At 72.1% G+C, this 18813-nt stretch carries 17 protein-coding genes; 2 read left to right on the top strand and 15 right to left on the bottom strand.

Features of this window, described 5'->3' with window-relative positions:
• Positions 1 to 128: 128 nt before the first annotated feature.
• The 14 genes from ACWCYO_RS22570 to ACWCYO_RS22505 all read right to left on the bottom strand — a co-directional run bounded on the left by ACWCYO_RS22570 (position 129) and on the right by ACWCYO_RS22505 (position 15569).
• Positions 129 to 2648, bottom strand: a complete 2520-nt coding sequence (locus ACWCYO_RS22570; RefSeq protein WP_270146220.1) for an ATP-dependent Clp protease ATP-binding subunit — start codon at positions 2646 to 2648, stop codon at positions 129 to 131.
• Positions 2649 to 3303: 655 nt separating this feature from the next.
• Positions 3304 to 3654 carry a histone-like nucleoid-structuring protein Lsr2 gene (locus ACWCYO_RS22565; protein WP_449785200.1) on the bottom strand — a complete coding sequence of 117 codons (351 nt, stop codon included), beginning with the start codon at positions 3652 to 3654 and terminating at the stop codon, positions 3304 to 3306.
• 91 nt (positions 3655 to 3745) lie between these two features.
• Complete coding sequence (locus tag ACWCYO_RS22560) at positions 3746 to 4282, bottom strand: amino-acid N-acetyltransferase (RefSeq protein ID WP_270146223.1); 537 nt, start codon at positions 4280 to 4282, stop codon at positions 3746 to 3748.
• Positions 4283 to 4291: 9 nt separating this feature from the next.
• On the bottom strand, positions 4292 to 4771 hold the full coding sequence (locus tag ACWCYO_RS22555) for a BlaI/MecI/CopY family transcriptional regulator (protein ID WP_449785199.1): 480 nt from the start codon (positions 4769 to 4771) through the stop codon (positions 4292 to 4294).
• A gap of 252 nt (positions 4772 to 5023) precedes the next feature.
• On the bottom strand, positions 5024 to 6580 hold the full coding sequence (gene lysX / locus ACWCYO_RS22550) for a bifunctional lysylphosphatidylglycerol synthetase/lysine--tRNA ligase LysX (protein ID WP_405000693.1): 1557 nt from the start codon (positions 6578 to 6580) through the stop codon (positions 5024 to 5026).
• A gap of 100 nt (positions 6581 to 6680) precedes the next feature.
• Entirely contained in the window at positions 6681 to 7439 is a 759-nt protein-coding gene (locus tag ACWCYO_RS22545; RefSeq protein ID WP_270146227.1) for a hypothetical protein, read from the bottom strand.
• Between the two features lie 99 nt (positions 7440 to 7538).
• The gene (locus tag ACWCYO_RS22540; RefSeq protein ID WP_270146229.1) at positions 7539 to 8324 is read right to left on the bottom strand and encodes a type III pantothenate kinase; all 786 of its coding nucleotides are present in this window, start codon (positions 8322 to 8324) and stop codon (positions 7539 to 7541) included.
• 53 nt (positions 8325 to 8377) lie between these two features.
• On the bottom strand, positions 8378 to 9346 hold the full coding sequence (nadC, locus tag ACWCYO_RS22535; protein ID WP_270146231.1) for a carboxylating nicotinate-nucleotide diphosphorylase: 969 nt from the start codon (positions 9344 to 9346) through the stop codon (positions 8378 to 8380).
• A gap of 4 nt (positions 9347 to 9350) precedes the next feature.
• Positions 9351 to 11024, bottom strand: a complete 1674-nt coding sequence (locus ACWCYO_RS22530; protein ID WP_270146233.1) for an L-aspartate oxidase — start codon at positions 11022 to 11024, stop codon at positions 9351 to 9353.
• A gap of 15 nt (positions 11025 to 11039) precedes the next feature.
• Complete coding sequence (gene panD, locus ACWCYO_RS22525; protein WP_270146235.1) at positions 11040 to 11489, bottom strand: aspartate 1-decarboxylase; 450 nt, start codon at positions 11487 to 11489, stop codon at positions 11040 to 11042.
• Positions 11490 to 11533: 44 nt separating this feature from the next.
• Positions 11534 to 12439, bottom strand: coding sequence for a pantoate--beta-alanine ligase (gene panC / locus ACWCYO_RS22520; protein WP_270146236.1), 906 nt, complete (start codon positions 12437 to 12439; stop codon positions 11534 to 11536).
• Positions 12440 to 12594: 155 nt separating this feature from the next.
• The gene (locus tag ACWCYO_RS22515; RefSeq protein ID WP_449785198.1) at positions 12595 to 13560 is read right to left on the bottom strand and encodes a Rossmann-like and DUF2520 domain-containing protein; all 966 of its coding nucleotides are present in this window, start codon (positions 13558 to 13560) and stop codon (positions 12595 to 12597) included.
• Between the two features lie 74 nt (positions 13561 to 13634).
• Positions 13635 to 14324, bottom strand: coding sequence for a response regulator (locus tag ACWCYO_RS22510; RefSeq protein WP_270146240.1), 690 nt, complete (start codon positions 14322 to 14324; stop codon positions 13635 to 13637).
• Between the two features lie 21 nt (positions 14325 to 14345).
• Positions 14346 to 15569, bottom strand: a complete 1224-nt coding sequence (locus tag ACWCYO_RS22505; protein ID WP_270146242.1) for a sensor histidine kinase — start codon at positions 15567 to 15569, stop codon at positions 14346 to 14348.
• 129 nt (positions 15570 to 15698) lie between these two features.
• Here ACWCYO_RS22505 and ACWCYO_RS22500 point away from each other — a divergent pair, with 129 nt between their 5' ends.
• Positions 15699 to 16715, top strand: a complete 1017-nt coding sequence (locus ACWCYO_RS22500; protein ID WP_449785197.1) for an SAM-dependent methyltransferase — start codon at positions 15699 to 15701, stop codon at positions 16713 to 16715.
• The gene (locus tag ACWCYO_RS22495; RefSeq protein WP_270146246.1) at positions 16712 to 17881 is read left to right on the top strand and encodes an NADH-quinone oxidoreductase subunit D; all 1170 of its coding nucleotides are present in this window, start codon (positions 16712 to 16714) and stop codon (positions 17879 to 17881) included. Before ACWCYO_RS22500 ends, ACWCYO_RS22495 begins: the two co-directional genes overlap by 4 nt.
• Before the next feature lies 1 nt (position 17882).
• Here ACWCYO_RS22495 and ACWCYO_RS22490 read toward each other — a convergent pair whose 3' ends face one another.
• Entirely contained in the window at positions 17883 to 18779 is an 897-nt protein-coding gene (locus ACWCYO_RS22490; protein ID WP_405000694.1) for a hypothetical protein, read from the bottom strand.
• Between the last annotated feature and the right edge of the window lie 34 nt (positions 18780 to 18813).

The following is an 18813-nucleotide window of genomic DNA, read 5'->3' as shown; positions in this document are numbered from 1 at the left end:
TTCCGTCAGCTGACGGTCGGTCGGAGAACCCCGGGCCTGGGCGCTTGGGCGGGGACGCGGAACGCACCGAGCCCCCGGCGCGAACGCCGGGGGCTCGGTGGCTGTGAAGTTGTCTGTTGAGTGTTGCTCTACTTCGTCAGGTCCGGACCGGACGAGGCGACCGCGGCCGGGGTGTCCGCGACGGCCGACTTCTCCTCGCCGCGGAAGGTGAACTTGGCGTCCTTGCCCTCGCCCTCCACGTCGACGACCACGATGTGGCCGGCCCGCAGCTCGCCGAAGAGGATCTTCTCGGAGAGGTGGTCCTCGATCTCGCGCTGGATGGTGCGGCGCAGCGGACGGGCACCCAGGATCGGGTCGTAGCCGCGCTTGGCCAGCAGCTTCTTGGCCTCGACGCTGAGCTCCAGGCCCATGTCCTTGTCCTTGAGCCGCTCGTCCACCTTGGCGATCATCAGGTCGACGATCTGGATGATGTCGTCCTCGGACAGCTGGTGGAACACCACGATGTCGTCGACGCGGTTCAGGAACTCGGGGCGGAAGTGCTGCTTGAGCTCCTCGCCGACCTTCGCCTTCATCCGCTCGTACCCGGTCTGGGTGTCACCCGTGGCCGCGAAGCCCAGGTTGAAGCCCTTGGAGATGTCCCGGGTGCCGAGGTTGGTCGTCATGATGATGACGGTGTTCTTGAAGTCGACCACGCGGCCCTGGGAGTCGGTCAGTCGACCGTCCTCCAGGATCTGCAGCAGCGAGTTGAAGATGTCCGGGTGGGCCTTCTCGACCTCGTCGAAGAGGACGACCGAGAACGGCTTGCGGCGGACCTTCTCGGTCAGCTGGCCGCCCTCCTCGTAGCCCACGTACCCGGGCGGGGAGCCGAACAGCCGGGAGACGGTGTGCTTCTCGGAGAACTCGGACATGTCGAGCGCGATCAGCGCGTCCTCGTCGCCGAAGAGGAACTCGGCGAGCGTCTTGGACAGCTCGGTCTTACCGACGCCGGACGGGCCGGCGAAGATGAACGAACCGCCGGGGCGCTTCGGGTCCTTGAGGCCCGCCCGGGTGCGCCGGATGGCCTGGGAGAGCGCCTTGATGGCGTCCTTCTGGCCGATGACGCGCTTGTGCAGCTCGTCCTCCATGCGCAGCAGCCGGGAGGTCTCCTCCTCGGTCAGCTTGAAGACCGGGATGCCGGTGGCGGTGGCCAGGACCTCGGCGATGAGCTCCTCGTTGACCTCCGCGACGACGTCCATGTCGCCGGCCTTCCACTCCTTCTCGCGCTTGGCCTTGGCCTGCAGGAGCTGCTTCTCGTCGTCGCGCAGGGACGCGGCCTTCTCGAAGTCCTGCGCGTCGATCGCGCTCTCCTTCTCGCGGCGCACGTCGGCGATCTTCTCGTCGAACTCGCGCAGGTCCGGCGGCGCGGTCATCCGGCGGATGCGCATCCGGGAGCCGGCCTCGTCGATCAGGTCGATCGCCTTGTCCGGCAGGAAGCGGTCCGAGATATACCGGTCGGCCAGGGTGGCGGCGGCGACCAGGGCGGCGTCCGTGATGGAGACCCGGTGGTGGGCCTCGTAGCGGTCGCGCAGACCCTTGAGGATCTCGATGGTGTGCGGCAGCGAGGGCTCGGCGACCTGGATCGGCTGGAAGCGGCGCTCCAGCGCGGCGTCCTTCTCCAGGTGCTTGCGGTACTCGTCCAGGGTGGTGGCACCGATGGTCTGCAGCTCGCCGCGGGCCAGCATCGGCTTGAGGATGCTGGCGGCGTCGATGGCGCCCTCGGCGGCGCCCGCGCCGACCAGGGTGTGCAGCTCGTCGATGAACAGGATGATGTCGCCGCGGGTGCGGATCTCCTTGAGCACCTTCTTCAGGCGCTCCTCGAAGTCACCGCGGTAACGCGAGCCGGCCACCAGGGCGCCCAGGTCCAGCGTGTAGAGCTGCTTGTCCTTGAGCGTCTCCGGGACCTCGCCCTTGACGATCGCCTGCGCCAGGCCCTCGACCACGGCGGTCTTGCCGACGCCGGGCTCACCGATCAGGACCGGGTTGTTCTTGGTGCGGCGGGACAGCACCTGCATGACCCGCTCGATCTCCTTCTCGCGCCCGATGACCGGGTCGAGCTTGGCCTCGCGGGCGGCCTGGGTGAGGTTGCGCCCGAACTGGTCCAGGACCAGCGAGGTCGACGGGGTGCCCTCGGCGGGCCCGCCGGCCGTGGCCGACTCCTTGCCGCCGCTGGTCTGGTAGCCGGAGAGCAGCTGGATGACCTGCTGGCGCACCCGGTTGAGGTCGGCACCCAGCTTGACCAGGACCTGGGCGGCGACGCCCTCGCCCTCGCGGATCAGGCCGAGCAGGATGTGCTCGGTGCCGATGTAGTTGTGGCCGAGCTGCAGGGCCTCCCGGAGCGACAGCTCCAGGACCTTCTTCGCCCGGGGGGTGAAGGGAATGTGACCGGACGGGGCCTGCTGGCCCTGGCCGATGATCTCCTCGACCTGCTGGCGCACGGCCTCAAGGGAAATCCCGAGGCTCTCCAGGGCCTTGGCGGCGACGCCCTCGCCCTCGTGGATCAGACCCAGGAGGATGTGCTCGGTGCCGATGTAGTTGTGGTTGAGCATCCGGGCTTCTTCCTGAGCCAGGACGACAACCCGCCGCGCGCGGTCGGTGAACCTCTCGAACATCGTTTATCGCTCCTCAGAGCGGTCGGGCAGTTCGGGGTCCGTCCCCGCCCTGTCCTTCCGCATGCTAGTCCCGCTCAGCGGCGCGGCCCACGGATTCACTCCCCGGTAGAGGAGCGAGATGCTGCGCGACCAGCCGACACCAATCCCAACCTGATGCTGGGAATCGGTGTTCCCACAGGTGGGCCGGATGCACCGGAAACCGCTACGCCATCGGCGAACAAGAGCCGCCGGGGCGGAGCCGGACCCTCTTCGGCCGGTCGAACATGCTGCCCCTGGACGGGTCGAAGAACCGTCCACCCGCATTCATACCCGGTATCGGGGTGCTTCTCGCGCAGTTTCCGCGGTGGCGGTGTTCGCCTGGCGAGAAGTCGGGCCGCGGTGACGGTGGTTCAACGGCGGCCGGGTCGGTCGTACGCCATCCCGGGGTGTCCGCGTTACCGCTTCGCTCCTACAGCGTTGCACAGCTCGTGATTGTTCCGCCGCCCGAGCCCGCCGGGCCGGCCGGTCGCCCCGGACCGGCCCCCGGCTCCACGGTCGGCCGGGTGCGCGCCGCGGGGCGCGGAGGTGTTCCCTCCGCGCCCCGCGCGTGTGTCGTCGGCGCCGTACGCGGCAGCCGGGGCCCCGCATCCGCTCCGGCGGGCGGGCGGCGCCGGGGTCAGGACACGTTGGCCTTGTCGTAGGCCTCGCGGACGGTGCTCGGCACCCGACCGCGGTCGTTGACGTCCATGCCCTGCTCCTTGGCCCACGCGCGGATCTTCGCGGTGTCGGGAGCGCTGCCGGACGGCCGCGCCGCCGCGCCGCGGCCCGGACGGCGGGAGCCGGCGAGCCGGCCGCTCTGCTTGCGGCCCTTCTCCACGTAGGGCGCCAGCAGACCGCGCAGCTTGTCCGCGTTGGCGCTCTTCAGGTCGATCTCGTAGGCAACGCCGTCGAGCGCGAACGTCACCGTCTCGTCCGCCGAACCGCCATCGAGATCGTCTTCAAGAATGACCTGCACCCTCTGTGCCACGGGCTTCCCTTTCCGCTAAACGACCCATTGCCTAAGGAAAGGAAAGCGCCTTTCTCCGGAAAACACAAACCCTTGACCGGCTCGGAGCCGCTCAGAGGTGCAGCAGCATGCGCGAGTTGCCCAGTGTGTTGGGCTTCACCCGCTCGAGGTCAAGGAACTCGGCGACACCTTCATCGTACGAGCGGAGGAGTTCTTCATAGACATCCGTAGCGATCGCCGCCGGGTCTGTCGTACCATCATCGGCTTCCTGAACCTCCCCGATCTCGACGAAACCGTGTTTCGCGAAGAACGGCACCTCGAACGTCAGGCAGAAAATCCGACGGACGCCCAGCCAGCGGGCCGTCTGCACCAGCTTCTCCAACAGCAGGTGCCCGATCCCGAAGCCCCGGCAGGACGGATCGACCGCGAGCGTGCGGACCTCGGCGAGGTCCTCCCACATCACGTGCAGGGCGCCGCAGGCCACCACCGCGCCGTTGTCGTCGCGTTCCGCGACCCAGAACTCCTGGACGGATTCGAACAGTGTGACCGTGGGCTTGTCGAGCAGAATGCCGTCGCGCGAGTAGGCGTCGATGAGCCCGCGTACGGCCCGTACGTCCGTGGTCCGCGCGCGGCGGATGGTGACCTCCATGGCGGGACGTTATCGCGTCGGACCAGGCGCGGTCTCCCCGGTATCCGCTCCGCCGGTATCGGAGCCGCCGCTATCGGGGCCGTCCCCGGCGGAATCCGCGTCGGTCGGATCCGCCGCCGGATCGGACGGGAACAACGCCGCCACCCGCAACGCGTCCCGGAGGGCCTCGCGTTGCTCCGGGGACATCAGGCCGAAGAAGTGCACCAGGGCCGCCGCGGGATTGTCACTGGTGGCCCAGGCGTCGTTCATCAGGGCCGCCGTGTACGCCTCGCGCGAGGAGACCGGTTCATATCGATAGGCCCGGCCGGCCCGCTCGCGGCGCAACCAGCCCTTTCTGTGCAGCTTGTCCAGGACGGTCATCACGGTGGTGTACGCGATTTCGCGTTCCGACTGCAGATCCAGGAGAACCTCGCGAACCGTCACCGGTCGGTTCCACCGCCACACCCGGGTCATGATGGCGTTCTCAAGTTCGCCGAGTTGCCGGACCATAGTGCCGCCAGGATAGGGAGTGAATGGGGCAAATCTTGTGAAGTGCGCCAAACCGGCGCGCCGCCACCCCCGGGAATCGGGAATGGCGGCGCACGGGTCGTTCGGGAGCGGCTGACGGCGTCAGTCGATCAGTCGACGTCTTCCTTGGCCTTCTGGGCCCCGCCCTGGCTGCGGATGATGGCCCGCACCAGGAATCCGAAGCCGATCGCCATGACCAGTGGCGGCACGATCGCGCTGACGTAGTCCATCAGATCACTCCTCCTCGGTCTTCTCCGCCGTCGCGGCGGAAGCCTTCGGCTCCGGCTTCACCAGCGGGAAGAGCACGGTCTCCCGGATGTTCTTGCCGGTCAGCAGCATGATCAGGCGGTCCACGCCGAGGCCGAGGCCACCGGTCGGGGGCATCGCGTACTCCAGGGCGCGCAGGAAGTCCTCGTCCAGCTGCATCGCCTCGACGTCGCCGCCCGCGGCCAGCAGGGACTGGGCGGTGAAGCGGGCGCGCTGCTCGACCGGGTCGATCAGCTCGGAGTAGGCGGTGCCGATCTCGGTGCCGAAGATCACCAGGTCCCACTTCTCGGCCACGCCCGGAACCGAGCGGTGCTGGCGGGTCAGCGGGGAGACCTCGGTCGGGTAGTCCTTGATGAAGGTCGGCCGGACGGCGTTCTCCTCCAGCAGGCGCTCGACCATCTCCAGCACGATCTGGCCGTGGCCCCAGTTCTTCTCGTACGGGATGCCGTGCTCGGTGGCCAGCTTCCGCAGCTCCTCGACCGAGGTCTCCGGGGTGACCTCGACGCCCAGGCGGGCGGAGATGCCCGGGTAGACGCTGACCTCCTCCCACGGCTCGGCCAGGTCGATCTCGTGCTCCACGCCGTGCGCGTCCACGCCCTTGATCACCGTGGTGCCCAGGGCGTCCCGGGCGGCGTTGACGATCGTCTCGCGGATCAGCTCGGCCTGGGTGTCGTAGTCGCCGTAGGCCTCGTACGACTCCAGCGAGGTGAACTCGGGGTTGTGGGTGGCGTCCGCGCCCTCGTTGCGGAAGTTGCGGTTGATCTCGAAGACCTTCTCGGCGCCGCCGACCACCAGCCGCTTGAGGTACAGCTCGGGCGCGATGCGCATGTACAGGTCGATGTCGTACGCGTTGATGTGCGTCTTGAACGGGCGGGCGTTGGCGCCGCCGTGCACCGGCTGCAGCATCGGGGTCTCGACCTCGATGTAGCCGCGGTCCTCGTAGGTGCGGCGGATCGAGCGGACGACCTTGCTGCGCAGGTGCAGGATCTCGCGGGCCTCGGGGTTCACGATCAGGTCGAGGTACCGCTGGCGGACCCGGGCCTCCGGGTCGGTCAGGCCCTTGTGCTTGTCCGGCAGCGGGCGCAGGCACTTGGCGGTGAGCTCCCAGCGGTCCACCATCACCGACAGCTCGCCGCGCTTGGAGGTGATCACCTCACCCTCGACGCCGACCTGGTCACCGAGGTCGATGTCGGACTTCCAGGCCGCCAGCCGCTCGGCGCCCAGCTTGTCCAGGGAGAGCATCACCTGGAGGTCGCCGGTGCCGTCACGCAGGGTGGCGAAGCACAGCTTGCCGCCGGTGCGGGAGAGGATCACCCGGCCGGTGATGCCGGCCCGCTCACCGGTCGCGGTGTCGGGCTCGAGGTCCGGGTGCTTGGCGCGCAGGTCGGCGATGGTGCTGGTGCGGGGGAAGCCGACCGGGTACGGGTCGACACCGGCCGCCCGGAGCCGGTCCAGCTTCTCGCGCCGGACGCGCATCTGCTCGGGAAGGTCGTCGGTCGCGGGAATAAGGCTCTGATCGCTCACCCCACAAGGGTAGCCAGCCGTACGGCGTGCTCCGCGACCGGATGACGCGTGAGGGGAGGCCGTCGGATCGACGGCCTCCCCTCCGGGGGCGGGCGGCGGGTCAGCCGGTGCCGGTGCGCAGTTCGACCTCGTCCGGGGCCTCGTCGGCCGGTTCGGCGGGGTCGGCCGGGTGGGCCGGCGGCTTGGGGCGGCGGCCGAAGATCTCGGCCGGGGTGGGCATCCGGTGCGGGCGGGGCGGGGTCGGCGCGGCGGCGGGCTGCTCCGGGCGGGAGTCCCGGGAGTCGGTGCTGCTCATCGTGGTCCGTCCTCCTACAGGGGTGGGGTGACTGCTCGGGGGTGCGGCGGGGTTCGGTACGGCGACCAGGTGGCGCGGGTGCCCGGCGGTGAGGGCGAGCCGTTCGCGCACGGCCGCCTCGGCCAGCGCGTGGCAGCGCCCGGCCAGCCGGGAGCGGCGGGCCCGTTCGCCGTGGCCGCAGGGCTGGCGGGTCAGCCCGCGCAGCGCGGTGAGGTCCTCGGGCCCGGGCAGGTAGCCGCCGGTCACGGCCTCCTCCAGGCGCTCCAGGTAGCCGGCGGCGCTGCCGGGCAGGGCGGAGCGGTAGCGGCCGAGGTCGGCGAGCAGGAAGGCGCGCAGCCGGCCGCCCTCCTGGACGGCCTCGTCGATCGCCTCGGTCAGACGCAGGGCGTCCTGGACGTCCTCCGCCCACAGTTCGGCGCCCGGCCCGGCGAACGCCGTCCGGTCGGGCCCCTGGAGGTGGACGGGGACAGCGGGGTGCAGGGCTTGGGCGAGGGCTCGGCGCAGCACGCGGACTTCATCGGCGCTGAAGGCCATGCCGCCGCGCGATCCGTGTGGCGTAGGCATGGGCTGACACTACGTGACGAATATCCGATTTGTCGGTAACGTCGCGCGGAATTCCGCACGATCGGCCCGACGGAACCAGGGCCTGTCCGGCCCGGCCGGTCAGCTCGGCCGGTTGCGCTCGTACACCAGGCGCAGGCCGATCAGGGTCAGCCAGGGCTCGTGGACGTCGATGGTGCCGGCCTCGCCGAGGACCAGGGGGGCGAGGCCGCCGGTGGCGATCACCTGGACGTCGTCCGGGTCCTTGGCCAGCTCCCGGGCCATCCGCTCGACCAGGCCGTCGACCTGCCCGGCGAAGCCGTAGAGGATGCCGGACTGCATGCCCTCGACGGTGTTCTTGCCGATCACGTTGCGCGGACGGGCCAGCTCGATCTTGCGCAGCTGGGCGCCGCGGACGCCGAGCGCCTCCACCGAGATCTCGATGCCGGGAGCGATCGCCCCGCCGACGTAGTCGCCGCGGGCGTTGACGGCGTCGAAGGTGGTCGCGGTGCCGAAGTCGACCACGATGCACGGGCCGCCGTACAGGTGATTGGCGGCCAGCGCGTTGACGATCCGGTCCGCGCCGACCTCCTTGGGGTTGTCCATCAGGACGTGCACCCCGGTCTTCACGCCGGGCTCCACGATCACCGCGGGGACGTCGCCGTAGTAGCGGCGGGTCACCTCGCGGAGCTCGTGGAGCACGGCGGGAACGGACGAGCAGATCGCCAGCCCCTCCACCGCGGCCTCCCGGACCGCGGTGTGGTTGCCCATCAACCCCTGCAGCAGCACCGCCAGTTCATCGGCCGTGCGGCGCGGATCGGTGGAGATCCGCCAGTGTTCCACCACTTCCTCGCCGTCGAACAGGCCGAGCGTGGTCTGGGTGTTGCCGACGTCGATGGTGAGGAGCACGGGGACGCTTTCTGCGAGTCGGGACGGGGCAGGGACTGCTCTCGACCTGACGGTCAGGCGCGCAGGTCCAGGCCGATGTCCAGGATCGGCGAGGAGTGGGTCAGCGCGCCCACGGCCAGGTAGTCGACACCAGTCTGGGCGACCTCGCGCGCGCTGGCCAGGGTCAGTCCGCCGGAGGCCTCCAGCTTCGCCCGGCCGGCCACCAGCGCGACGGCCTCCTTCAGCTGCTCGACCGTGAAGTTGTCCAGCAGGATCAGGTCCGCCCCGGCGTCCAGCACCGGCGGGATCTGCTCCAGGGCGTCCACCTCGACCTCGACCGGCAGCTCCGGGTACGCGGCCCGGACGGCCCGGAAGGCCTCGGCCACGCCGCCGGCCGCGACCACGTGGTTGTCCTTCACCAGGGCCGCGTCGGACAGCGCCATCCGGTGGTTGACGCCGCCGCCGCAGCGCACCGCGAACTTCTCCAGCGCGCGCAGGCCCGGGGTGGTCTTGCGGGTGTCCCGGACGACCGCGCCGGTGCCCTCCAGGGCGTCCGCCCAGGCCCGGGTCGCGGTGGCGATGCCGGACAGGTGGCAGAGCAGGTTGAGCGCGCTGCGCTCGGCGGTCAGCAGGTCGCGGGTACGGGAGCGGACCGAGAGCAGCACCTGGCCGGCCTCGACCAGGTCGCCGTCCTCGACGTGCCGCTCGACCTCGAACTCCTCCTCGCACACCAGCGAGACGACGGCCTCGGCGATCCGCAGACCGGCGACCACACCGGCCTGACGGGCGGTGAAGTCGGCGGTCGCGACGGCGTCGGCGGGCACGGTGGCCACCGAGGTGACGTCCTCGCCGCCGGCCAGGTCCTCGGCCAGCGCCAGGGTGGCGATGTCCTCGACCTCGATCGGGTCCAGCCCGGCCTGCTCCAGCAGCTCGGCCAGCTGCGGGTCCAGACCGGTCTCGTAGCCCTCGCCGTCCCCGCAGGCGCAGCCGTCGCCGCAGCCGCCCTGGTCGGCCAGGGGGAGTTCCTCGTGGGAGTGGGTCATGGTTCTACTGCTCCTCAGGGGTGCTGACGGGGTCGCCGGAGGCGGCGAGGGTGGTGATCAGGTGGCGCCGCCAGTGGGCGTCGTCGCGCTCGGGGAAGTCCTCGCGCCAGTGGCAGCCGCGGGTCTCCTCGCGCTGCGCGGCGGCCGCGACCAGGGCGGTGGCGACCAGCAGCAGGTTGGCGGCCTCCCAGGTCTCCACCCGGGGGTCGGCCGGCTTCTCCTCGGCCACGTGCGAGTGGGCCTGCTCGGCGATCAGGGCGAGCCCGGCCGCGGTGTCGGCCATCGAGGCGGCCGAGCGCAGCACGCCCGTGCCGCGCGACATCAGCCGCTGGATCTCGGCCCGCGCCTCGGACGGCGGCAGCGGCACCGGCCGCGCGGTCCGGGCGGCGGCGACGTCGACCGTGCGCTCGGGCAGCTCGCCGGCCGCGTGCCGGCCGGCCAGGTCGGCGGCGATCCGCTCGGCGAAGACCAGGCCCTCCAGCAGCGAGTTCGAGGCCAGCCGGTTGGCGCCGTGCACCCCGGTGCAGGCGACCTCGCCGCAGGCGTACAGGCCCGGGACGCTGGTGCGGCCCCGCGGGTCGGTGCGGACGCCGCCGGAGGCGTAGTGCGCGGCCGGGGCGACCGGGATCGGCGCGGTGACCGGGTCGATGCCGTGCGCGCGGCAGGAGGCGAGGATGGTGGGGAAGCGCTGCTCCCACATCTCGGCGCCGAAGTGCCGGCCGTCCAGGAACATGTGCGGGGCGCCCTGCTCCTGCATCCGCCGGGTGATCGCCTTGGCGACGATGTCGCGCGGGGCCAGCTCGGCCAGCTCGTGCTGCCCCACCATGAAGCGGACGCCGTCCGCGTCCACCAGGTGGGCGCCCTCGCCGCGCACCGCCTCGGAGACCAGTGGCTGCTGGCCCTCGGCCTCCGGGCCGAGCCAGAGGACGGTGGGGTGGAACTGGACGAACTCCAGGTCGGTGACGGCGGCGCCGGCCCGCAGCGCCAGCGCCACGCCGTCGCCGGTGGAGACCGCCGGGTTGGTGGTGGCGGAGAACACCTGGCCCATGCCGCCGGTGGCGAGCACCACCGCGCGGGCCCGGACGGCGCCGACGCCGTCGCGCTGGCCCTCGCCCATCACGTGCAGGGTCAGCCCGGCGGCGTGGCCCTCGGCGTCGGTCAGCAGGTCGAGGACGAGCGCGTGCTCGATCAGCTCGATGCCAGGGTCGGCGTGGACGGCGGCGACCAGTGCGCGCGATATCTCGGCGCCGGTCGCGTCCCCGCCCGCGTGCGCGATCCGGCGGCGGTGGTGCCCGCCCTCGCGGGTCAGCAGGATCTCGCCGTCCTCGCCCCGGTCGAACAGGGCGCCGGTGGCGATCAGCCGGCGGACGGCGTCCGGGCCCTCGGTGACCAGGGTGCGGACGGCCTCCTCGTCACAGAGCCCGGCGCCGGCCACCAGGGTGTCGTCCAGGTGCTGCTCGGGGGTGTCCCCCTCGCCCAGGGCGGCCGCGATGCCGCCCTGGGCCCAGCGGGTCGAGCCCTCGTCCAGCACCGCCTTGGTGACCACCATGGCCCGCAGGCCGGCCTTGCGGACGTTGAGGGCGACGGTGAGACCGGCCACCCCGGAGCCGACCACGACCACGTCGGTGGTGGCGGTCCAACCGGGGGTCGGGGCGGTGAGGCGATGCGTCACGGACATGGCTCAGTGGCTCCTTCAGCGCGTGGCCGCGGTGGCCGCGCCGTCTCCGCCACGGTACGCCTGGTCACCACGGAGCAGTCCGGTGCCCTCCTGGGCCTCGGCCGGGTCCCCGCCGAGGCCGGTGATCCGGTTGTGCTCGTCCACGAAGACGATCTTCGGCTCGTAGCCCTTGGCCTCGGCCGTGTCCATCTGCCCGTAGGCGATGAGTATGACCAGGTCGCCGGGGTGGACCAGGCGGGCGGCGGCGCCGTTGATGCCGATCACGCCGGTGCCGCGCGGGCCGGCGATGGTGTAGGTCTCCAGCCGGGCGCCGTTGTTGATGTCGACGATGTGGACCAGCTCGCCGGGGAGCAGGTCGGCGGCGTCGAGCAGGTCCTCGTCCACCGTGACGGAGCCGACGTAGTGCAGGTCGGCCTGGGTCACGGTGGCCCGGTGGATCTTGGACTTGAGCATGGTGCGGAGCATTGCGGGTCACGCCTCCTGTGAGTGCATGCCTGGGGGAGTACTGACTAGCGGACGATGATGCGGACGTTGTCGATCAGGCGGGTCGAGCCCACCTTCGCGGCGACGGCCAGCACCGCCTCGCCCTGGAAGTCGTCCGCCGCCTCGGTGAAGGCGTGCGGGTCGATCAGGGCGAGGTAGTCAAGGGTGACACCCTCGGCGCCGTCCAGGACGGCCGAGGCGGCCTCGCGCACGGCCTTCGGGCCCTGGGCGGCGACGTCCCGGCCGGCGAACAGGGCCCTGGACAGGGCGAGGGCGTGGCTGCGCTCCTCCTCGGAGAGGTAGCGGTTGCGCGAGGACAGCGCCAGGCCGTCCTCCTCGCGGACGGTCGGCACGCCGACGACCTCGACGTCGAAGTCCAGGTCGGCGACCATCCGCTGGATGACCGCCAGCTGCTGGGCGTCCTTCTCGCCGAAGAAGGCGAAGTCCGGGTCGGTGATGTGCAGCAGCTTGGCGACGACGGTCAGCACGCCGTCGAAGTGGCCCGGCCGGGTGGCGCCCTCGAAACGGTCGCCCATCGGGCCGGCCGCCAGGCGCACCTGCGGCTCGCCGTTCGGGTAGACCTCGTCGACGGACGGCGCGAAGACCACGTCGGCGCCGTTCTCCTCGGCCAGCTTCACATCGTCGTCGAGGGTGCGCGGATAGCGCTCCAGGTCCTCGGACGGACCGAACTGCAGCGGGTTGACGAAGACCGTCACCGCGACCCGGCCCTCCCGGCCGACCTGCTTGCGGGCGGCCCGGATCAGTGCGGCGTGGCCCTCGTGCAGCGCGCCCATGGTCATCACCACGGCGTTGTCCACCGGGCTCTCGTCCGGCCAGAACGCGGCCTCGAAGTCGTCCACGGTGTGGGTGACGACGGCCCGGTGGACCTTCGGCGTCCGCTGGGGCTTGCTTCGCTGGGCCTTGCCCGCCATTCCTGCGCTCCTTCGATCATTCGGCTGCGCGAACGTGCCGCCGCCTTGTTGCGCTCCGTCCCGTGCGGTGACGCACCGGGCAGGGCTTGTCCGTCATGAGGTCGCTTCGGCGACCGAGTAAAGAAGCCCCGGTCCAGGCCGGGGAGGAGTCACGTCTAGCGCTTCTCCTCGTTGAGGTCGAGAGCGTCCAGCACAGCGGCCGCCGAGTCGGTCGACAGGGTCCCGTTCGCCACCGCCCGCTGCGCGGTGGCGCGGGCCATCGCGCGGTAGGCCGCCGGGACGTCCGGGGACACCGTACTGAGCTGCGCCAGGTGGCGCCGTACGGTGCCCGCGTCGCCCCGGGCGACCGGGCCGGTGAGGGCCGCGTCGCCGGAGCGCAGGCTGTTGTCCAGGGCGGCGCCGAGCAGCGGGCCGAGCATCCGGCCGGGCTCGGCGACGCCGGCCGTGCGCAGCAGCTCCATCGCCTGGGCGACCAGGGTGACCAGGTGGTTCGCGCCGTGGGCGAGGGCGGTGTGGTAGAGCGGGCGGACCTCCTCGGGCACCCACTCGGGCTCCCCGCCCATCTCCACCACCAGCGCCTCGGCGACCGGCCGCAGCTCCTCGGGGGCGGTCACGCCGAACGGGCAGCCGGCCAGCCGGGCGAGGTCGACGGAGGTGCCGGTGAAGGTCATCGCCGGGTGCAGGGCCAGCGGCAGCGCCCCGGCCCGGGTGGCGGGCTCCATGATGCCGACACCGTGGGCGCCGGAGGTGTGCACCAGCAACTGGCCGGGGCGGACGGCGCCGGTGGCGGCCAGGCCGGACACCAGGTCGGCCAGCGCGTCGTCCGGGACGGTCAGCAGGACCAGGTCGGCGGCGGCCATGACCTGCGGCGGGGTGACGATCCGCACGCCCGGCAGCAGCGCGTCGGCGCGGCGCCGGGAGGCGGCGGACACCCCGGAGGCGGCGACCACTGTGTGCCCGGCGAGCTGCAGCGCGGCGCCCAGCGCCGGGCCGACCCGGCCGGTGCCGACCACGCCGACGGCGAGCCGGGCCGGGCGGTTGCCGGGGTCGCTGGGATCAGCGAAGGCCTGGTCGCCGAGCGGGGCGAACTCACCGAAGCCGGCGAAGTCGGACGAACCCATGTCCACCCTTGTCCTGAATGACCGTTCCGGTCCACCTGCGGGTACCGGACGTACCGCCCCAGTGTACGGAAGTGTCAGTCCGCCGCCCCGGCCCGGATCAGGCCGGCCTCGTACGCCAGCACCACGGCCTGGACCCGGTCGCGCAGCCCCAGCTTGGCCAGGATCCGGCCGACGTGGGTCTTCACGGTGGCCTCGGAGAGCACCAGCCGGGCCGCGATCTCACCGTTCGACAGCCCCTGGGCGACCAGCAGGAACACCTCCCGCTCGCGCTCGGTCAGCGGGCCGAGGACGTCCGAGCCGGGCGCGCTCTGCGGGGTGGGCAGCACCTCGGCGAAGCGGTCGATCATCCGGCGGGTGGTGGTCGGGGCGACCACCGCGTCCCCGCCGTGCACCGCGCGGATCGCGGCCACCAGCTCGGTCGGCGGGACGTCCTTGAGCAGGAAGCCGCTGGCCCCGGCCTTGAGCGCGGCGAAGGCGTACTCGTCCAGGTCGAAGGTGGTGAGGATGAGCACGTGCGGGGCGTTCGGCAGCGGGCTGCCGTCCCCGGCCAGGCAGATCCGGCGGGTCGCCTGCACCCCGTCCAGGCGCGGCATCCGGACGTCCATCAGGATCACGTCCACCGGCGTGTGCCGCAGCAGGTCCAGGGCCTGCGCGCCGTCGCCCGCCTCGGCGACGATCTCGATGTCGCCCTGCGACTGGAGGATCATCCGGAAGCCGGTGCGCAGCAGCTCCTGGTCGTCGACGAGCATCACGCGGATGGTCAAGGGGGGCTCCTAAGAGGGGGGTTAGTGCGCCGCCTTGAGCGGGAGGACGGCGCGGATCCGGAAGCCGCCGCCGGGGCGGGGGCCCACGTCGAGGCTGCCGCTGACCATGCCGACCCGCTCGCGCATGCCGATCAGGCCGTGGCCCAGACCGTCCGCGCCGCCGGTGGCCAGTTGCTCGTCGGTGCTGCCGCGGCCGTCGTCCTCCACCAGGACGGCCAGCTCGCGTTCGCCGAAGTCGACCGCGACCCGGGCGTGCGCGTCGGGGCCGCCGTGCTTGCGGACGTTGGTCAGCGCCTCCTGGACGATCCGGTAGACCGTCAGCTCGACGCCGCGCGGCAGCTCGCGCGGGTGCCCGGAGGTCGCGTAGTCCACCTGCAGCCCGGCGGTGCGGACCTGCTCCAGGAGGTCCGGCAGCTCTTCGACGCCCGGCTGCGGGACGTACTCCTCGGCGGTGTCGGCGGTGCGCAGCACGCCCAGCAGGCGGCGCATCTCGACCAGGGCCTGCCGTCCGGTGGAGGCGATCGTGCCGAGCGCCTCCTTCGCCTGCTGCGGGGAGTTGTCGAGCACGTAGGCGGCGCCGTCGGCCTGGACGATCATCACCGAGACGTTGTGCGCGACCACGTCGTGCAGCTCGCGGGCGATCCGGGCCCGTTCGGCCGCGACCGCCACCTTGGCCTGGGCGTCCCGCTCGCGTTCCAGCCGGGCCGCGCGGTCCTCCAGCTCGGTCAGGTAGGCGCGGCGCACCCGGGTCAGCCGGCCCCAGGCCCAGCAGAGGATGAACGGGGTGCTCATCAGCACCATGATCAGCACTGCTTCGCCGAGGTTGTACGGGCGGGAGTGCGCCTCGCCGCCCTGCACCGTCGTCTTCAGCGGGTTCATCTGCCAGAACGTCAGCGGCCCGGCGGCCAGCCCGGCGGCCAGGGCCAGCCGGGAGGTCCACTTCTGACCGAAGGCGGCACCGGTGTAGGCGAAGACCAGGTAGGCGATGGCCGAGGCGCCCGGTTCGACGTCGGCGACCACCTGGGCGAGGGCGACGCCGGTGGCGGCGGCGACCGTCACGTCGGGGAAGCGCCGGCGGAAGACCATCAGCAGCGGCAGCAGCACCGCGACCAGGAGCTCGGCGTTGAGGCGCCAGCCGGTGTCGAACTCGTTGTTCGGCAGCAGGCCGAGGAAGAGCACGATCGACGCCCAGGCGGCGTCGACCACCATGGGGTGACGGCGGAGCCAGGCGTTGAGTCGATGCACGTCTCCAGCCTAGGCAGTCGCGCGAGGTGCCCAGGTCCGCCGGTAGGGCGATCCGCCCTACTCCGTAGGTCGGAGACGTCGCCGCTCCGGTTGGGAGGGGGCCCCGGGGGCCCGGTAGCGTCCCGCCCCATGACTTGGATGCGGTGGGCGCCTGCCATGGAACGGGCCCTGTACGACCCGGAGGGCGGCTTCTACCGCAGGCCGGAGGGCCCGGCCGGGCACTTCCGCACCTCGGTGCACGCCTCGCCCCGGTTCGCCCGTGCGGTGGCCCGGCTGCTGCTGGAGGTTGACGAGGCCCTCGGCCGTCCGGAGGAGCTGGCCCTGGTCGACGTCGGGGCCGGGCGCGGGGAACTGCTGACCGGGGTGCTGGCCGAACTGCCCGGCGAGGTGCTGGCGCGGCTGCGCCCGTACGGCGTGGAGATCGCGGAGCGTCCGGCCGGACTGCCGTCCGCAGTCCTGTGGACGGACGAGTTGCCGCGCGGCCTGACCGGGCTGCTGTTCGCCAACGAGTGGCTGGACAACGTGCCGCTGGACGCCGGGGAGGTGGACGGGGACGGGGTGCTGCGCTACGTCGAGGTGGACACCGCGACCGGCCACGAGCGGTTCGGCGAGCCGGTCTCGGCGGCGGACGCGGCCTGGGCCGAGCGCTGGTGGCCGGTCGAGCACCCCGGGGACTTCGTGGAGTTCGGCGCGCCCCGGGACGCCGCCTGGGCGCGGGCCGTGGCCGGGCTGGAGCGCGGTCTGGCCGTCGCCGTCGACTACGGGCACACGGCGCAGCGGCGACCGCTGTTCGGCACCCACGCGGGCTTCCGGGACGGCCGGGAGGTACCCCCGGTGCCGGACGGCTCCTGCGACGTCACCGTGCACGTCGCGCTGGACGCGATCGCGGTGCCCGGTCTCCACAGCCTGTGGACGACCCAGCGCGAGGCCCTGCACGCGCTCGGGGTGAGCGGCGCGCGCCCGTCGCTGGCGCTCGCCTCCACCGACCCGGCGGCGTACCTGCGGGCGCTGAGCGGCGCGGGGGAGGGGGGCGAGCTCACCGACCCGGCCGGACTGGGCAGCTTCGGGTGGGTCCTGCAGGCCGTCCACATGCCGGTACCGGCGAGCTTGGAGCTGCTGCCGGGATGGCAGACTCTGGGGTCATGAGGGAGACCACGGTCGGCATCGGGGCGGGAGCCGAGAACTTCACCGGCGAGGCGGGCACCACCGACATGGTGCTCAACATCGGCCCGCAGCACCCGGCCACGCACGGCGTGCTGCGGCTGCGGCTGCTGCTCGACGGCGAGCGGATCGTCACCGCCGAGCCGGTGATCGGCTACATGCACCGGGGCGCGGAGAAGCTGTTCGAGGCCCGCGACTACCGGCAGATCATCATGCTGGCCAACCGGCACGACTGGCTCTCCGCCTTCTCCAACGAACTCGGCGTGGTGCTCGGCGTCGAGCGGATGCTCGGCATGGAGGTCCCGGAGCGGGCGGTGTGGGTGCGCACCCTGCTCGCCGAGCTCAACCGGGTGCTCAACCACCTGATGTTCCTCGGCTCCTACCCGCTGGAGCTGGGTGGGATCACCCCGATCTTCCACGCCTTCCACGGCCGCGAGGAGCTCCAGCACGTGCTGGAGGAGGCCTCCGGCGGCCGGATGCACTACATGTTCAACCGGGTCGGCGGCCTCAAGGAGGACCTTCCGGCCGGCTGGCTCGGCCGGGTCCGCGCCGCCGTCGCCAAGGTCCGGTCGGAGATGCCGGTCTTCGAGGACCTCGTCCTCGGCAACGACATCTTCCGCGCCCGCACCGCCGGCGTCGGCGTCCTCACCCGGGCCCAGGCCGAGGCGTACGGGGTCAGCGGCCCGATCGCCCGGGCCAGCGGCCTCGACCTCGACCTGCGCCGCGACGAGCCCTACCTCGCGTACGGCTCCGAGGAGCTGCGGCAGGTGCTCACCGTGGTCACCCGCGAGGAGGGCGACTGCCTGGCCCGCTTCGAGTGCCTGCTGGAGCAGACCCTCAACTCGCTGGACCTCGCCGACGCCTGCCTCGACAAGCTCGCCACCCTGCCGCCCGGCCCGGTCAACCAGCGGCTGCCCAAGGTGCTCAAGGCGCCCGAGGGCAGCACCTACGCGTGGACCGAGAACCCGCTCGGGATCAACGGCTACTACCTGGTCTCGCGCGGCGACAAGACGCCGTGGCGGCTCAAGCTGCGCTCGGCGTCCTTCAACAACATCCAGGCGCTGACCGAGCTGCTGCCGGGGACGCTGGTGGCGGACATGGTGGCGATCCTCGGGTCGATGTTCTTCGTGGTCGGCGACATCGACAAGTAGGTCACCCGGCCTTGGGCTTCCTGGCCGGGTCCGCCGGGTGCGGGGCCACCTTGCGGTCGCCCTTGGTGGCGATCCGCTGCTCGCACAGCCGGGCCAGCACGTCGTACGCCTCCTTCCCCATCAGCTCGGTGAGCTCGGGGCGGTAGCTGACGTACACCGGCTCCGCGCCCTGGTGCGCCGCCGGGGCGCCGGTGCACCACCAGTGCAGGTCGTGGCCGCCCGGGCCCCAGCCGCGGCGGTCGTACTCGCCGATCGAGACCTGCAGGTAGCGGGTGTCGTCGGGGCGGTCGATCCAGTCGTAGGTGCGGCGGATCGGCAGCTGCCAGCAGACGTCCGGCTTGGTCTCCAGCGGTTCCCGGCCCTCCTTGAGGGCGAGCGCGTGCAGGGCGCAGCCGGCGCCGCCGGCGAAGCCGGGGCTGTTCACGAAGATGCAGGCGCCGTTGACCCGGCGGGTCTGGCGGTCGCCGTCCTCGTCCAGCATGGTGATGCCGCCGTCGGCCCTGATCCGGCCCTTGGCGTCGGTGCCCTCGGCGAAGTTCTGCCACAGCTCGGGCGTCAGCCGCGCCGCGTGCTCCAGGACGCGCTTCTCGTCGTCCTCGTCCGAGTAGTGGGCGCCGAGCGTGCAGCAGCCGTCCGACTCGCCGCGGCCCTCGCGGATGCCGTGGCAGCCCTGGCCGAAGACGCAGGACCAGCGGGAGGTCAGCCAGGTGAGGTCGCAGCGGAAGACCTGCTCGTCGTCGGCGGGGTCGGCGAACTCGACCCAGGCGCGCGGGAAGTCGAGCGGGACCTCGTCGCGCGGGATCTCGCGGCGCAGGGTCGGCATCGCGAGGTCGACGGGGGCGGGGGAGGCCTCGGGCTTCGCCTTGGCCTTCTTCTTGGACGTTTCTGCTGGTGCCACCCGGCAAGGGTAGAGCTTCGCGGGGGCGTACGGG

The organism is Kitasatospora sp. NPDC001683 (genome assembly GCF_053596495.1).
This window is presented reverse-complemented; position numbering and strand designations above follow the sequence as displayed.

What these genes read in the sequence shown, in the direction of transcription:
- panD (WP_270146235.1), bottom strand. Translation starts at nt 11,489, where the DNA reads ATGCTCCGCACCATGCTCAAGTCCAAGATCCACCGGGCCACCGTGACC.
- ACWCYO_RS22545 (WP_270146227.1), bottom strand. Translation starts at nt 7,439, where the DNA reads ATGCCTACGCCACACGGATCGCGCGGCGGCATGGCCTTCAGCGCCGAT.
- ACWCYO_RS22555 (WP_449785199.1), bottom strand. Translation starts at nt 4,771, where the DNA reads ATGGTCCGGCAACTCGGCGAACTTGAGAACGCCATCATGACCCGGGTG.
- ACWCYO_RS22570 (WP_270146220.1), bottom strand. Translation starts at nt 2,648, where the DNA reads ATGTTCGAGAGGTTCACCGACCGCGCGCGGCGGGTTGTCGTCCTGGCT.
- ACWCYO_RS22515 (WP_449785198.1), bottom strand. Translation starts at nt 13,560, where the DNA reads ATGGGTTCGTCCGACTTCGCCGGCTTCGGTGAGTTCGCCCCGCTCGGC.
- ACWCYO_RS22560 (WP_270146223.1), bottom strand. Translation starts at nt 4,282, where the DNA reads ATGGAGGTCACCATCCGCCGCGCGCGGACCACGGACGTACGGGCCGTA.
- nadC (WP_270146231.1), bottom strand. Translation starts at nt 9,346, where the DNA reads ATGACCCACTCCCACGAGGAACTCCCCCTGGCCGACCAGGGCGGCTGC.
- ACWCYO_RS22500 (WP_449785197.1), top strand. Translation starts at nt 15,699, where the DNA reads ATGACTTGGATGCGGTGGGCGCCTGCCATGGAACGGGCCCTGTACGAC.
- ACWCYO_RS22530 (WP_270146233.1), bottom strand. Translation starts at nt 11,024, where the DNA reads ATGTCCGTGACGCATCGCCTCACCGCCCCGACCCCCGGTTGGACCGCC.
- ACWCYO_RS22495 (WP_270146246.1), top strand. Translation starts at nt 16,712, where the DNA reads ATGAGGGAGACCACGGTCGGCATCGGGGCGGGAGCCGAGAACTTCACC.
- panC (WP_270146236.1), bottom strand. Translation starts at nt 12,439, where the DNA reads ATGGCGGGCAAGGCCCAGCGAAGCAAGCCCCAGCGGACGCCGAAGGTC.